The organism is Pseudoalteromonas sp. S3785 (assembly GCF_005887365.1).
Classification (GTDB): Bacteria; Pseudomonadota; Gammaproteobacteria; order Enterobacterales; family Alteromonadaceae; genus Pseudoalteromonas.
This window is the reverse complement of sequence record NZ_PNCT01000070.1, coordinates 24,199-38,988: the sequence shown is the minus strand read 5'-3', so window position 1 is coordinate 38,988 and position 14,790 is coordinate 24,199. Positions and strand designations below refer to the sequence as shown.

Sequence of the window (14,790 nt, the reverse complement as noted above, 5' to 3'; positions counted from 1 at the left end):
CCATCATTGTGAGAAAACTTAGCATTAATGCCAAACAGGCGCTGCCCAAAGGGTTCTTCCTAGGGGCTATTTACTCTTTGTTGCTCGGCTTTTACTTAGCCCACTAGGTTACAAACCTCGCGCCGCGATTAAATAGTCCCTAGTTTGAACAAATTTTAATCCGTAAAGAATAACAGACCCTAAGTTTGCCAATACTTTTTTATTGTTTATGGTTTTAGAAAAATAAACCGCTAAGACTTATTATTTTTATTCGTAAAGTTTTTAGTTATGCGGCTACTGAGGGGCTTGTCTTCAATACTTTGCAGCTCTATTTCTATCGCGTCGCACGAAATATGAATTTCAAATAACGACGTTAATAACGACAGGCTTAAGCACGCTAAGCTTACTCCAAATAAAATAATGCCCGTGGTATTAAATTCAATAAATAAGGCAAACATCGATAGCGTACATAATAAAAAAGAGGCTACACCATATACTTGCATGGTGCGTATTAGCTTGATGCGTTTTCTTAAGTTCGTTATTTGCGCTACGACTACGGGGCGAATAGACTCGCCTTCTCTTGAATTTAGTTCTCGGATTAATTGCGCTAATACTAAAAAGCGGTTTGTGTATGCAAGAAGCAGCAGTGAGATTGCTGGGAAAAGTAAACCTGGGGTAGTAAGTGTCATTGTTATGTCCTAAAAAGTTACTTGCTATACACTTTAGTAGAGTATCGTAGGATATTGTAAACACAAAATAATTGAGGTGATAATTGCAAAATATTAATACTCATAATACGCACCAAGCCTTTCAGTGGGTAACGATCTACAAAGCAGATAACACATTAGAGGCAAATATAATCAAAGGGCTGTTATTAAGCGCGGGAATTGAGTGCCAAATTCAAGGTGAAATGCTTCAAGGCGCCTTGGGCGAAATTCCCTTTGAACAAACCCAAGTTAGTGTGCAGGTTTATTCGATAAAAGAGCGCCACGCGCGCGAAATATTGGTAAACTACCAACAAGTAAAACAATCCGCTCCAGATTGGGTATGCCCTAACTGTAATGAGCATAATGGATCAACATTTGATTTTTGTTGGTCATGTGAGACGTTAAGAAATGACAAAAGCGAATAACTTTCAACGTATTAGAGAGCTAAACTACTTACAAAAAGCGGTGTTAGCAAGTGCTTTAATTGAGCGTATGTTACCTAATTATGGTTTATTTAGTGAAGCCACCGGTTTTGGTGATGAAGCCTTATTACGCAGTGCGTTAAATGTTTGCTGGGAAAAAATATTACTACCCAAAAGTAAAATAGATCTCGAAAAACAAGTAGAAAAAATTGAGCCAAATGTCCCCGAGCTTGCCGACTTTGATATGTTTGGCACTTACCCCGCAATAGATGCTGCTACCTCGCTTTTAAGCCTAATGCATGGTTTGATGGGGCAAGACGAGCAAGAATTTATTAGCGTTAGTAAAATATCCCAAGCTACAGTGGCGCGTTTTATTGAATACCAAATGACAGTTGAAGGTGAAGTAGCCGATAATAAAGCCGTACGAGAACACCCATTAATGCAATATGAAATTGAAGTATTGAGTGAGCTAATCGACTTTGTAGAAAATATGGGCCGCGTAACTTCTGAAAACGTGAAGGCACTAAAAAAACAAGCTATTGCAGATGGGCAAACCAATATTGGCTTGACGTTATAATACATTAAGTAAAGTTTAAAAAGGCAGGAGAAGTACAGTGCGAATTTTAGGCATTGAGTCATCGTGTGATGAAACCGGTATTGCAATTTACGATGATGAAAAAGGCTTATTGGCTCACCAGTTATACAGTCAAGTAAAAGTACATGCAGATTATGGTGGTGTCGTGCCTGAGCTTGCATCGCGCGATCACGTTCGTAAAACACTGCCACTTATTGATGCTGCGTTTGCTCAAGCGGGGTGCGGCCCTGAAGATTTAGATGGCATTGCATACACTGCAGGCCCTGGTTTAGTAGGGGCGTTATTGGTAGGCACCTCTATTGGCCGCTCTTTAGCCTATGGCTGGGATATTCCAGCTGTAGCCGTACATCACATGGAAGGGCATTTACTTGCGCCTATGCTTGAAGAAAATGTGCCAGAATTTCCCTTTATTGCGTTGCTCGTATCGGGCGGTCATACCATGATGGTAAAAGTCGCCGGTATAGGTCAGTACGAAGTATTAGGTGAGTCTGTTGACGATGCTGCTGGTGAAGCATTTGATAAAACAGCTAAGCTGTTAGGGCTTGATTACCCTGGCGGCCCTCGATTAGCTAAAATGGCTGAGCAAGGTGTTGCAAAACGGTTTGTTTTTCCACGCCCGATGACCGATAAGCCTGGTCTTGATTTTAGCTTTAGTGGTCTAAAAACTGCGGCTTCTATCGCGATTCGCGAAAATGATGATGATGCACAAACCAAAGCAGATATCGCCCATGCGTTTCAAACCGCAGTGATTGATACATTAGTTATTAAATGTAAGCGTGCCCTTAAACAAACTGGGATAAAACGTTTAGTGATTGCTGGTGGTGTGAGTGCTAATACACAGCTGCGTTTACAGCTTGAGCGTGTTATGCAGGGCATGAAAGGACAAGTTTACTACCCGCGTACTGAGTTTTGTACAGATAATGGCGCAATGATTGCCTACGCCGGTATGCAGCGCTTAAAAGCTGGGCAATTTGCCACCCTCGACATGAAAACCAAACCGCGTTGGCCAATAGACAGCTTAGAAGCGATTTAGCATTAATTATTATTTTTTTTATCAGTGGGCGCTTTTTTAGCGCCCACTTTTGGTTCTTCCCCTTTAAAAAGGCGAATAATATTAGTGCGATGACGAAATATAATTAGCACGGTAATAAAGGTTACCGGTAGAGTGTAAAGCGGTTTAATCAACCACGTATACAGTGGTGCAAGCGACACCGTGACCAAGGCGCCTAATGAAGAAAAGCGGGTCACAGCAACTACAATAATCCAGGTACTTATTAATAGCCCCGCCAGCGATAAACCAATCGGCAATAATGAGCCAAATGCAGTGGCTACCGCTTTACCGCCTTTAAAACTAAAAAATAGTGGGTACATATGCCCTAAACATGCGGCGACGGCGACCAAACCAAGTGATAAGGGGGTTAAATCTAAAAAATAAGCGCCCCATACGGGGATGGTGCCTTTTAAAATATCAAATATTAATACTAAGCACGCAGGAAAAGGCCCACCTAAACGGTACACATTAGTGGCGCCAGGGTTATTTGAGCCGCTGTTGCGAGGGTCTGGCAGTTTGAATAGCCGAGACACTAATATGGCCGATGAAATCGACCCTAACAAGTAGGCTAAAACAAACAGTAAAATGGCTAACACAAAGTCCCTTATTTTTTAATTGCTATACCCATCGATAGCACTTTTACGCTATTATTGGCGGCACAATTTATCGTGAAAATTATTAACTGCTGTATTTTGCAGTTAATCTAGCTATATGGCTATTGTAGAAGTAATTTTTACATATTTAAACACTGCTTAAAGCATATACAGTATTAATTTAATCAATGCATTGTATGTTTTGAGGGTGTTTATAGTTATTTGGAGTATCAATGGATAAGGTTTTTATATCTCAACTACACGTCGACACCATTATTGGCGTATACGACTTTGAAAAAGAAAGTAAACAAAGCCTTTATTTTGATATTGAAATGCTCAGCGATATAAAGCCTGCAGCAGCAAATGATGACATAAATTTAGCACTGGATTACGCAAAAGTAAGTGAACGGGTGATTGAGCACGCTACGGCTAAGCCGGTTGAGCTACTTGAAACCTTGGTAGAGCAATTAGCGACTATTATATTAACCGAATTTAATACACCCCAAGTAACAATTAGAGTGAGCAAACCGGCCGCTGTGGCGCAAGCAAACACGGTAGGTGTAGAAATAACACGCACTAAGGCAATGAGCTAAATGGCGCAAATTTATATCAGCCTAGGCTCAAATATAAACAAAGCGCATTATATTCGTTGTGCGCTTGATGCGCTCAAGCAACACTTCACAGATATTGTGCACTCATCTGTGTTTGAAAGCGAAGCGGTAGGGTTTAAAGGTAATAACTTTTATAACTCGGTGGTGGCTGCTACCACATCAATGCCACTTGAACGTGTATGTAAATTATTAAAACAAATTGAGCGTGATAACGGGCGTAAAGCTGACGATAAAAAATTTAGTCCCCGTACGCTCGATTTAGATCTACTTTTTTACGATGACGTTATTTGCGACTCGCCAGCACAATTACCTCGCGATGAAATTACCAAAAACGCTTTTGTGCTTCAGCCTCTTTGTGAAGTAGCCCCCAATTTTTATCACCCCGTTGCAAAGCAAACCATTGCTGCGCTATGGAGTGAGTATAATAACCCTCAACAAAAACTATGGAAGGTGGAGTTTTCTAACCCATGAGTATTTTAGAAATAATTATTTTAGCCCTGATACAAGGATTTACTGAATTTTTACCTATTTCGAGCTCCGCTCACTTAATTTTACCTTCGCAAATTTTGGGGTGGGAAGACCAAGGCCTTGCTTTTGATGTAGCTGTACATGTTGGTACGTTGATAGCGGTTGTTATTTATTTTCGTAAAGAAGTGGCTGATATTCTTAGCGCCTGGTTTAAATCGTTTGGTACTCAAGGTACCACCGATGACAGTAAACTTGGCTGGTGGATTATACTGGGGACTGTACCTGCTGCGATACTAGGCTTATTGCTAAAAGACATTGTTGAGCTGTACCTGCGCAGTGCTTGGGTTATAGCTGCCACGACTATTATTTTTGGTTTATTACTTTGGTACGCCGATGCCAAAGGTAAGCAAATGAAAACAATTTACCAGCTTAACTGGAAAACAGCGCTGCTTATTGGCTTTGCTCAAGCGGTGGCGATGATCCCAGGAACTTCTCGCTCAGGCATTACCATGACAGCGGGTTTATTGCTGGGCATGAACAAACAAAGCGCAGCCCGTTTTTCGTTTTTACTTGCTATACCTATTATTTCTATGATGGGCCTTTATTACACAATAGAGCTGGCTTTGGGCGATCATGTGGTTGATTGGAGTACATTAATTTTAGGTGTAGTCCTTTCGTTTTTATCGGCGTACGCCTGTATTTTCATGTTTTTAAAAGTGATAGAACGAATGGGTATGCTGCCGTTTGTAATTTATAGATTGTTACTGGGTGTTGGTTTAATTGTATTTTTAACGCTGTAATTTAAATTAATACGAACAAGCCCTCTTGCTTAGGTTAGAGGGCTTTTTTATTTTGTTAACGCAGATTTAGCATCAATGAATTGACGAGACGCGCGTAGTCATTAAGCCTAAAATTTGGCATTATAGCACCATTAAACTTCACAGACGTGCGAAGTACCAAAGGATTTAAAAAAGTTATGCATATTCATATATTAGGCATTTGCGGCACCTTTATGGGCGGTATTGCGGCGATTGCTAAATCACTTGGCCATAAAGTGACTGGCTCTGATCAAAATGTTTACCCGCCGATGAGCACTCAACTTGAGCAGTTAGGTATAGAGCTAACCCAAGGTTACGATGTTGCACAGTTAGAGCCTGCGCCTGATATAGTTGTTATTGGTAATGCCATGAGCCGAGGTAACCCCTGTGTAGAGTATGTGTTAGATAAGGGCTTACCGTATACATCAGGGCCAGAGTGGCTTAAACATAACCTATTACAAAATGCCTGGGTGCTTGCGGTGGCTGGCACGCATGGTAAAACCACTACCGCAAGTATGCTGGCGTGGATATTAGAGTATGCAGGCTTAAAACCAGGGTTTTTAATTGGTGGCATAGTACAAAACTTTGGTGTGTCAGCTAAATTGGGTGAAACGCCCTTTTTTGTAATAGAAGCGGATGAATACGATACCGCGTTTTTTGATAAGCGCAGTAAATTTGTACATTACCTACCACGAACGCTCATTTTAAATAACCTTGAGTTTGATCACGCCGATATTTTTGAAGATTTAAACGCAATAAAAAAACAATTTCATCACTTAATGCGTACATTACCTCACAGTGGCAAAGTGATTTGGCCTAAAGACGATTTAGCGCTTAATGATGTTATTAAGCAAGGGCTCTGGAGCGAAACCGAAACCCTAAATGGTGATTGGCATTATGACTTATTAAGCGCTGATGGTAGCCAATTTAATGTGCTTTTAAACAATGAACCTCAAGGCACAGTTAATTGGCAGGCAATAGGCGAGCATAATGTTAAAAATGCCATTATGGCTATTGCGGCAGCGCGCCATGTTGGTATAGCCGTAGATCATAGCATTGCAGCGCTTGAAGAGTTTATTAGCCCTAAACGGCGTATGGAGCTTAAAGCTGACATAAATAACATTAAAGTGTACGACGATTTTGCACACCACCCAACAGCAATAAAAACCACCCTTGCGGGGTTACGTGCAAAAGTGGGTGATGAAAAAATTATTGCTATTTTAGAGCCTCGCTCAAACACCATGAAGATGGGCGTGCACCAACATACGCTACTTGCTTCGTTAAGGGATGCCGATGACGTGCTGTTATTTGAGCCCGATAATCTAAATTGGTCTCTTAAAGCGCAAGCCGATAATGCCGGTATGCAGTGTTTTAATAGTACGCAAATGATTATTGACACTGTGCTTGAAAATATCATGCCAAATCAGCACATATTAATTATGAGCAATGGCGGTTTTAATGGCTTACATCAACACTTAGTTGATGGTTTAGCTAAAAAATACAGCGGAGAATAATGTGCAGTTTAAAGATAAAATTACACTGGCGTTTAGTGGTGCTTCAGGCGCGCCTTACGGTTTAAGGTTGCTTGAAGTATTACTCGCGCAGCAATTTCAAGTGTATGTACTTATATCAAGTGCTGCGCGCGTGGTGCTCGATACTGAGTCAAACATTAAACTCTCAGCTAATGAAGATAAAGCAACCGAGCAGTTAAGCGCTTTATTTAATGCCAAGCCAGAGCAGTTAAAAGTATTTGGTAAAGATAATTGGTTTAGCCCCGTTGCTTCAGGCTCTGCAGCCCCTAAAAAAATGGTGGTATGCCCATGTAGTGCGGGCTCTGTATCAGCTATTGCACTAGGGGCGTCTGATAACCTACTCGAGCGTGCAGCTGATGTGGTTATTAAAGAGCGAGGCCAACTAATTTTAGTACCACGTGAAACCCCGTTTAGCGAAATTCATCTTGAAAATATGTTAAAGCTTGCGCGTTTAGGGGTCACTATTATGCCAGCAGCACCTGGCTTTTATCACCAGCCACAGAGCATTCAAGACTTAGTTGATTTTATGGTGGCGCGAATTTTAGATCATTTAAACATTGAACATAACCTAACTAAACGTTGGGGTTATGGTGAGGGTAAATAATGGATAAGCAAAATGTTGCTTTAAATATAGAAGGCCTAACCAAGGTTTATAATAATGGCGTAGAGGCCGTAAAAGGGGTTGATTTACAAGTTTTTGAAGGCGACTTTTTTGCCTTGCTTGGCCCAAATGGCGCAGGTAAGTCGACCACTATTGGTGTTATTTCTTCACTAGTCAATAAAACTCAAGGAAAGGTGGAGGTGTTTGGTCACAACATCGATACCGACCTTGAAGCTGCTAAAGCGCATTTAGGACTTGTACCACAAGAGTTTAATTTTAGTCAGTTTGAAACGCTTGGCCAAATACTAGTAAACCAAGCTGGCTACTATGGCGTTACGCGCAGTGAAGCGCATAAGCGTGCCGATAAGTACTTAGCTCAACTTGGTTTACTTGAGAAAAAAGACAAGCAAGCACGCACACTTTCAGGGGGCATGAAACGTCGTTTAATGATTGCCCGCGCATTAATGCATGAACCTAAGCTACTAATACTTGATGAACCCACTGCAGGGGTTGATATAGAGCTGCGCCGTTCAATGTGGGACTTTTTACGCCAAATAAATGAACAAGGCGTAACGATTATTTTAACCACGCATTACCTCGAAGAAGCCGAACTACTGTGTAAAAATATTGCCATTATTGATACTGGTCGCATTGTAGAAAACACCACAATAAAAGCATTACTTGCAAAGCTTGATAAAGAAACCTTTGTACTTGATTTAAAACAGCCAGCGCAGCCAGTCACCCTTGAAGGGTACTCGTTTAGCATGCCTGACGAGCACACCATAGAAGTTGAAGTGGCTAAATCTCAAGGGTTAAACGCAGTTTTTAGCGCGCTAACCGAGCAAGGTAACACCGTTTTGAGTATGCGTAATAAAGCAAACAGATTAGAAGAGTTATTTGTAGGACTACTAGAGCAAGGGCGGGGCGAATAAATGTTTAAATATGGCGTAGCCTTAAAGAGTTTATGGATTAAAGAGTGTATTCGTTTTTTACGTATTTGGGTGCAAACCTTAGTACCGCCGGCGATTACGATGAGTTTGTACTTTGTTATTTTTGGTAATTTAATAGGTTCGCGCATCGGTGAAATGGGCGGCTTTAGCTACATGGAATTTATTGTTCCGGGGCTAATAATGATGTCGGTTATTACCAACTCATATTCTAATGTTGCTTCTAGTTTTTATTCAACCAAGTTTCAAAAAAGTATTGAAGAGTTACTAGTTGCGCCTGTGCCTAATTACATTATTGTATTGGGCTATATGGGCGGTGGTATGACTCGCGGCATGATGGTGGGCTTTATTGTTACCTGTGTATCGCTATTGTTTGTTGATATTCAAATCCATAACATTTTTGTAATTATGGCAACGGTTATTTTAACGTCGGCGGTATTTGCATTAGGTGGTTTAATTAACGCTATTTACGCCAATAGTTTTGATGATATCAGTATTATCCCAACCTTTATTTTAACGCCATTAACCTACTTAGGTGGCGTATTTTATTCAATTACGCTATTACCTGAATTTTGGCAAAATGTATCGCAAATAAACCCAATTATTTATATGGTTAATGCGTTTCGTTATGGCTTTTTAGGTGTGTCGGATGTTGATTTAAGCGTCGCGCTTGGCGTTATATTAGTATTTATTACGGTGTTATTTACTTTAGCGCTAACGTTAATTAAAAAAGGTGTGGGGCTTAGACATTAATGAGCGATGCAAATTCACGCAGTATTGTATCTAATCAGGCGGGTATACACGAAAAGCTTGATGAAATTGTTAACAAGCATTTAAACGCAGAGTTTAAAAAGCCTATTGCTGAGCATACTCAAAAAGCGTTTGATGAAGTAAATGAGCAAGTGAAAGCGTTTAATGGCCCGCTTATTTTAGACTCCTGCTGTGGGGTAGGAGAAAGTAGCGCCAATTTAGCTAAGCGCCACCCAGATGCGTTAATTATTGGTATAGATAAATCGTCACACCGCTTAGATAAACACGATGTTGAGTATAAACAAACAGACAGCGGTCAGTATATTTTAGTACAAGCTGACTTAAACGACTTTTGGCGTTTAGCTGTGGCTGCTAATTGGCAGCCTACTCATCATTATTTGCTTTATCCTAACCCTTGGCCTAAGTCTAAGCATATTCAGCGTAGGTGGCATGGTGCGGCTATTTTTCCGTTTATTGTTAAGCTAGGTGGTCGCTTAGAGGTGCGAAGTAACTGGGATATTTATGTAAAAGAATTTGCCAGAGCGCTTGAGCTTGCGGGTAAGCCTTGTGAGGTAACCCAGTATGAGTCAAACGAAGCGATTACTCCGTTTGAGCGTAAATACTGGGCCAGCGGCCAACAAAGCCATCGTTTAGTGATTGACCTTTAAACGACTACTTCCTCTTGGCTAGGGGAGTTAACATGTGGCGTTGGGTAAGCAAAATAATTACCTTGCATTAGCGCCACATCGACATTTTTAAGTGCATTTTCAATACTTATATTTTCTACCGACTCTGCCATGAGCGTTAAACCAAGTTGCTTTGCAGCATTAACTGTATGCTCAATAAATAATGCTATATTTTCATCGCTTACGGCCTGTTTTACTAATGCGCCGTCGAGTTTTATACCGTTTACTTCAAGCTTTAGCACATTCGAAATATTTGAATAACCGCTGCCAAAACCAGTAATAATGACATTTACCCCTTTAGTTTTTACCATAGAAATAAACGTTTTAACCTCTAAAAAGTGAGTAATAGCGTGTGACTCAAAAAGGCCAAGCGTTATGTTTTCTGGGTGAGGGTAACGTTTAAGCTCATTGGAAATGTATTCACTCAAACTTGGATCGAGTATATCCTTGTCACTTATATTTAAGCACCAGCGTATATCTGTTTTTCTAAACCGTTCTATACATTGGCTAAATAGCGTGCGGGTTAATAGTCCACCCATTCTTGAGCGGCTCACTACGTTTAAAAATGAGTCGGGTTTTAAAATTTCACCACTTTTAGTTACCATTCTGGCCAAACATTGGTAATGGACTATTTCATTATTGGTGGTGTTAAACATAGCTTGAAAATAAGGCACTATGCGGTTGTTATCAAATGCTTCTTGCACTTCTTTAGCAAGGCTTACATTATACTGATACTGATTTTTCACATCACTCATTACTTTTGAGTAGCTAATAATCTTACCACGGCCATGCTTAGCCTGAAGTGTTGCAATATGTGCATTTTCAATCAATAACGATTTATTACCGCTGGCAATACCAGCACAGTAAGTTATATAAATAAACGGATTTGTTAATACAGGGCTATTCGCGTTATACGATTCGACTAAATCGTTCAGTTCGCTATTTTTGAAGTTTTTAGGTGCAAGAATTGCAATTTTATTGGTGGCAAGCCGGTACACTTTACAGTTTTGTGGACTGCGACTTTGATAATGACTGAGCAAGCTTTTCATTACGTTGTCGCCAATTTGAGTGCCATAAAAGCTATTAATATCTTCAATTTCGTTCACCCAAATAATGGCAAGTTGCATGTGGTGTGAATGGCTCTTTTTAATAAAGTACTCAAGCGCAATGTGATTGGCAAAGCCAGTACTGGCATCGGTTGCTAGGGTACGCTTTAACAAATATATATAAATGGCCGCAACCAGTACCGCAATAAAAAAGAAAAAGCACGCCGTTATTATGGCTTTAGTGATGCTGTATTGAAGCTTTTTATTTAAATCATCTAAGGTTATGTCGGCACCTGTAATGTAGGTAGTACCATATTTATCTACGAAGGGAATAAAAACAGTTTTAAAATCACCCCATTGGTCGCTAGATTGCTCAAAAACAGGCTCGGTAGAATAAAACGCGCCCTTGTTGATGTCGGTGGCCTCTGGGTATAAATCAAGAAATTGCGTAACACGAGCGTTTTCTTGATCGTCTTTGGTGTAACTGGATGAGGTAAAATAAACTTTGCTATCGCGCATAACCATCGAATACACATAAGCTATATCAAGCGCTTGTGCAAGCTCTGAGAGTTGTTTGCTTTTAGTTTGGTAAACCGAAAAACCAATATCGTAGCCTTGGCTAATTCTATCGTGGTAACTTTGCCCTAAAATATGTTTTACGCTAGTGGCTGCATTTAGAAGACGCTCATCTACTGCGCGCATTATTTCACTACGTGCAGAGCTATAGGTGTAATAAACATAGACTAATAAACTGACCAAAAACAATGTAAAGCCAGCTATAAACCACTTCCCTTTCAATTTCCCTGTGAGCATACTTGTCCCTTATTGTTACACATGTTAAGTATACGCATAAATGTAATTTGCCCAAAACTAAAATGTGACTTTTTAATAAAATCCTATTATTGAAATTTTTTTACAATATTTGTCATCCGTTTTGCCGCTTTTATGGCTTAAAGGGAGACATTTTACTTATATTGCAGTAAAGTTAGCGCAATTTTTAAAAGAAGCACGCTGCTTATAATAGCGCCATAGTTTGGCATTTTTAACTGTTAAACGCGTGTTTTAGCTACACACACTAGGTATAAAGATGGATCAAAAGCGTTGTGCCGTCGCCTCTAAAGAAAGCCTTAAGCGTATATTTACTGTACCTGAAGCGCCAGACTCAACTTTAAGTAAAATTGAGCTTGAAATTTCGAGTAATTTAGCAGGGTTTTTAAACGAAAATATAGCGGCAATTGAAAAACCATTACACGAAATTGAAAAAGATTTTCAGGCTGCGGTGATCCCAGAAAACCCAACGTTTGTATCTGCTTACGCCCAAGATATTATGGAGCAGCTAGTTGCCCATTCGGTACACACGGCTGCGCCTAGCTTTATTGGGCATATGACATCGGCGCTTCCGCATTTTTTACTGCCGCTGTCAAAGTTAATGGTGGGGCTTAATCAAAACCTAGTAAAAATTGAAACTTCTAAAGCATTTACCCCTTTAGAGCGCCAAGTACTAGGCATGATGCACCATTTAGCTTACTCGCAAGATGAGTCGTTCTATTCAAAGTGGATGCACAGCGCTAAAACATCACTCGGTGCATTTTGTTCCGGTGGTACAGTGGCAAACATTACTGCATTGTGGATAGCGCGTAACCGCCTATTAAAGCCTGATGGAAACTTTAAGGGTATAGGCGCACAGGGCTTAATTGCTGGCATGTTGCATTATGGCTATAAAGGTTTGGCTATATTGGTCTCTGAGCGTGGGCATTACTCGTTAGGTAAATCAATTGATTTACTGGGCATAGGGCGCGAAAACCTAATTGGTATTAAAACCTGCGAAAATAACAAGGTTGATGTGAATGCCATGCGCGAAAAAGCCTTAGAGCTTGAATCGCAAGGCATAAAAGTTATGGCCATTGTTGGGGTTGCAGGGACTACCGAAACCGGCAATATCGACCCTCTTGATGATATGGCCGACTTAGCGCAGCAAATAAATTGCCACTTTCATGTAGATGCGGCGTGGGGAGGGGCAACGCTTTTATCGCAAACGCATCGCCCTTTACTAAAAGGAATTGAGCGCGCAGATTCAATCACCATTGATGCGCACAAACAAATGTATGTGCCAATGGGCGCAGGCTTGGTGTTATTTAAAGACCCAACCGCTACGGATGCAATAGAGCACCATGCCGAGTACATATTACGTAAAGGCTCAAAAGATTTGGGAAGCCATACACTCGAAGGCAGCCGCCCTGGTATGGCTATGTTAGTACATGCTTGCTTACGTGTAATTGGTCGTAAAGGGTACGAAATGCTGATTGATCGTAGTATCAAAAAAGCACATTACTTTGCAGATTTAATTAAAGCCGATGAAGACTTTGAGCTGATTTCTGAGCCTGAGTTGTGTTTACTTACATACCGTTATGTGCCTAAACAAATTAAGCAGGCTATAGCCCAAGCGGATGCCGCAACACGATTAGAAATTTTCGCCTCGCTTAACCGCTTTACTGCCAGTATGCAAAAACGCCAACGTGAATCAGGGCGCTCGTTTGTATCGCGGACTCGTTTAACACCTTCAAAGTATGACAATCAACCGACAGTGGTATTTAGAGTTGTATTGGCTAACCCGCTAACATCGGGGGTTATATTAAAAGAGATTTTAGCTGAGCAAAAAGAGCTTGCAAAAACAGACCCTGTATTTAAAAAGTACTTAAGTAAGTATATGCAGTAACGCATAGGTATTACTAAAGCAAAGGCGCCATTGGGCGCCTTTGCTATTTATGATGTTGGTTTTTAATACAGTCTTTTTTTATGCGTTAAAGCAGTTTGCTTTAATAATGTCAGTTATAATTTTTTGCGATGGGTTTATTTTCTCCATTGCTAAAAACTCATCGGGTTGGTGGGCTTGATTAATAGAGCCAGGCCCCATGACTATTGTTTCACAGCCAAGTTGCTGGATAAACGGCGCCTCTGTGCAATAGTTAACGGCAACAGCTTTCTCTCCTGCAATTTTTTCTGCCATTTTAACGAGTGCGCTGTCGGTGCTACCGCTAAAAGCAGGAATGGGGTCGTGTAAATCAATCACGCTCACTGCGTTTGGGTATTGTGCGTTTATATCGCTGGTGGCATCAATAAGCAAAGCTTGTAGGTCTTTAATGCTTAACCCCGGAAGTGGGCGCATATCTATGTGCATTTCGCAGCACCCACAAATGCGGTTTGCATTATCACCACCATGAATATTGCCTAAGTTTAAAGTAGGGTAAGGTATTTCAAAATGTTCAACTGAATATTTATTCTTTAACTGCTCTTTTAAGAGCAGCAATTTTGTAATCACTTTATGCATGACTTCGATGGCGTTAAGTCCACGTTCGGGATCGGAGCTATGACCTGAACGACCAACCACTCTTATAGCGGTACTCATATGCCCCTTGTGGGTAAATACAGGAGTCATATCAGTAGGTTCGCCAATTATACAGCGAGCAGGTTTTAAATTAGGGTGCTTACAAATTTGCTGTGCACCCGCCATGGTAGTTTCTTCATCGGCAGTGGCAAGTATTAAAATAGGCTGAGATTGTTGCTTTTCATCAAGTTCACTAATTGCTTGCAGCACAAAAGCAAAAAAGCCCTTCATATCAATGCTGCCTAATCCATACAACTTATTATTCTGCTCTGTTAGTTTAAACGGGTTGTGGTTCCAGCGGCTATCATCAAACGGTACAGTATCGGTGTGCCCTGCAAGCATTAAACCGCCATCACCTTGGCCACGCTTAGCTAATAAATTGTATCGGCCTTTACCGCCTTCTAATTCTATAATTTCGCAAGTAAAACCAAGGCTTTCACACCACTGTGCAAGTAACTCTATTACCCCTTTATTACTCATACAAAGATCATCCTCTATTGCACTAATAGAGGGGGCAGCAATGAGTTGTTGGTACATTGAGATAAATGACGGCAAAGACATAAAAAAATCCAAAATAATTATTCAATTTAATTGCATAA

Annotated in this window: 16 protein-coding genes; 12 read left to right on the top strand and 4 right to left on the bottom strand. The window is 40.6% G+C overall.

What is annotated here, in order from left to right:
- Positions 1-230 precede the first annotated feature (230 nt).
- Positions 231-668, bottom strand: a complete 438-nt coding sequence (locus CWC17_RS16365; RefSeq protein ID WP_055014902.1) for a DUF2721 domain-containing protein — start codon at positions 666-668, stop codon at positions 231-233.
- An 83-nt stretch (positions 669-751) separates the two neighbouring features.
- Here CWC17_RS16365 and CWC17_RS16360 point away from each other — a divergent pair, with 83 nt between their 5' ends.
- The 3 genes from CWC17_RS16360 to tsaD are packed head-to-tail and all read left to right on the top strand — an operon-like array spanning position 752 to position 2,736.
- A complete protein-coding gene (locus CWC17_RS16360) occupies positions 752-1,111 on the top strand; it encodes a putative signal transducing protein (RefSeq protein ID WP_055014903.1) in 360 nt (119 codons plus the stop codon).
- Positions 1,095-1,685 (top strand): YjaG family protein, encoded by a 591-nt coding sequence (locus CWC17_RS16355; protein ID WP_138614056.1) that lies wholly within the window; start codon positions 1,095-1,097, stop codon positions 1,683-1,685. Before CWC17_RS16360 ends, CWC17_RS16355 begins: the two co-directional genes overlap by 17 nt.
- A 37-nt stretch (positions 1,686-1,722) precedes the next feature.
- The gene (gene tsaD / locus CWC17_RS16350) at positions 1,723-2,736 is read left to right on the top strand and encodes a tRNA (adenosine(37)-N6)-threonylcarbamoyltransferase complex transferase subunit TsaD (protein WP_054983164.1); all 1,014 of its coding nucleotides are present in this window, start codon (positions 1,723-1,725) and stop codon (positions 2,734-2,736) included.
- Positions 2,737-2,738: 2 nt separating this feature from the next.
- On the opposite strand, the gene plsY is transcribed toward tsaD, so the two are convergent.
- Positions 2,739-3,350: a glycerol-3-phosphate 1-O-acyltransferase PlsY gene (gene plsY, locus CWC17_RS16345; protein ID WP_055014906.1), complete on the bottom strand. Its 612-nt coding sequence runs from the start codon at positions 3,348-3,350 to the stop codon at positions 2,739-2,741.
- A 230-nt stretch (positions 3,351-3,580) separates the two neighbouring features.
- Between plsY and folB the strand changes: the two genes are divergently transcribed.
- The 8 genes from folB to trmB all read left to right on the top strand — a co-directional run bounded on the left by folB (position 3,581) and on the right by trmB (position 9,742).
- A complete protein-coding gene (gene folB / locus CWC17_RS16340) occupies positions 3,581-3,940 on the top strand; it encodes a dihydroneopterin aldolase (RefSeq protein ID WP_055014907.1) in 360 nt (119 codons plus the stop codon).
- Positions 3,941-4,429: a 2-amino-4-hydroxy-6-hydroxymethyldihydropteridine diphosphokinase gene (gene folK, locus CWC17_RS16335; protein WP_055017606.1), complete on the top strand. Its 489-nt coding sequence runs from the start codon at positions 3,941-3,943 to the stop codon at positions 4,427-4,429. It begins immediately after the preceding gene.
- On the top strand, positions 4,426-5,226 hold the full coding sequence (locus CWC17_RS16330; protein ID WP_138540573.1) for an undecaprenyl-diphosphate phosphatase: 801 nt from the start codon (positions 4,426-4,428) through the stop codon (positions 5,224-5,226). The genes folK and CWC17_RS16330 overlap by 4 nt, the downstream gene beginning before the upstream one ends.
- 176 nt (positions 5,227-5,402) lie before the next feature.
- Entirely contained in the window at positions 5,403-6,758 is a 1,356-nt protein-coding gene (gene mpl / locus CWC17_RS16325) for a UDP-N-acetylmuramate:L-alanyl-gamma-D-glutamyl-meso-diaminopimelate ligase (RefSeq protein ID WP_138614054.1), read from the top strand.
- 1 nt (position 6,759) lies between these two features.
- A complete protein-coding gene (locus tag CWC17_RS16320) occupies positions 6,760-7,380 on the top strand; it encodes a flavin prenyltransferase UbiX (RefSeq protein ID WP_138540575.1) in 621 nt (206 codons plus the stop codon).
- Positions 7,380-8,309: an ABC transporter ATP-binding protein gene (locus CWC17_RS16315; protein ID WP_055014912.1), complete on the top strand. Its 930-nt coding sequence runs from the start codon at positions 7,380-7,382 to the stop codon at positions 8,307-8,309. The genes CWC17_RS16320 and CWC17_RS16315 overlap by 1 nt, the downstream gene beginning before the upstream one ends.
- Positions 8,310-9,077 (top strand): ABC transporter permease, encoded by a 768-nt coding sequence (locus CWC17_RS16310; protein WP_004588540.1) that lies wholly within the window; start codon positions 8,310-8,312, stop codon positions 9,075-9,077.
- Positions 9,077-9,742: a tRNA (guanine(46)-N(7))-methyltransferase TrmB gene (gene trmB, locus CWC17_RS16305; RefSeq protein ID WP_138614052.1), complete on the top strand. Its 666-nt coding sequence runs from the start codon at positions 9,077-9,079 to the stop codon at positions 9,740-9,742. Before CWC17_RS16310 ends, trmB begins: the two co-directional genes overlap by 1 nt.
- Here the strand turns inward: trmB and CWC17_RS16300 are convergent.
- Positions 9,739-11,619: a bifunctional diguanylate cyclase/phosphodiesterase gene (locus CWC17_RS16300; protein ID WP_138614050.1), complete on the bottom strand. Its 1,881-nt coding sequence runs from the start codon at positions 11,617-11,619 to the stop codon at positions 9,739-9,741. The genes trmB and CWC17_RS16300 overlap by 4 nt on opposite strands.
- A gap of 274 nt (positions 11,620-11,893) precedes the next feature.
- On the opposite strand from CWC17_RS16300, the gene panP reads away from it, so the two are divergent.
- Positions 11,894-13,522 (top strand): pyridoxal-dependent aspartate 1-decarboxylase PanP, encoded by a 1,629-nt coding sequence (gene panP, locus CWC17_RS16295; protein ID WP_138540578.1) that lies wholly within the window; start codon positions 11,894-11,896, stop codon positions 13,520-13,522.
- Positions 13,523-13,600: 78 nt separating this feature from the next.
- Here the strand turns inward: panP and argE are convergent, their stop codons facing one another.
- On the bottom strand, positions 13,601-14,752 hold the full coding sequence (gene argE / locus CWC17_RS16290) for an acetylornithine deacetylase (RefSeq protein WP_138540579.1): 1,152 nt from the start codon (positions 14,750-14,752) through the stop codon (positions 13,601-13,603).
- Positions 14,753-14,790 lie beyond the last annotated feature (38 nt).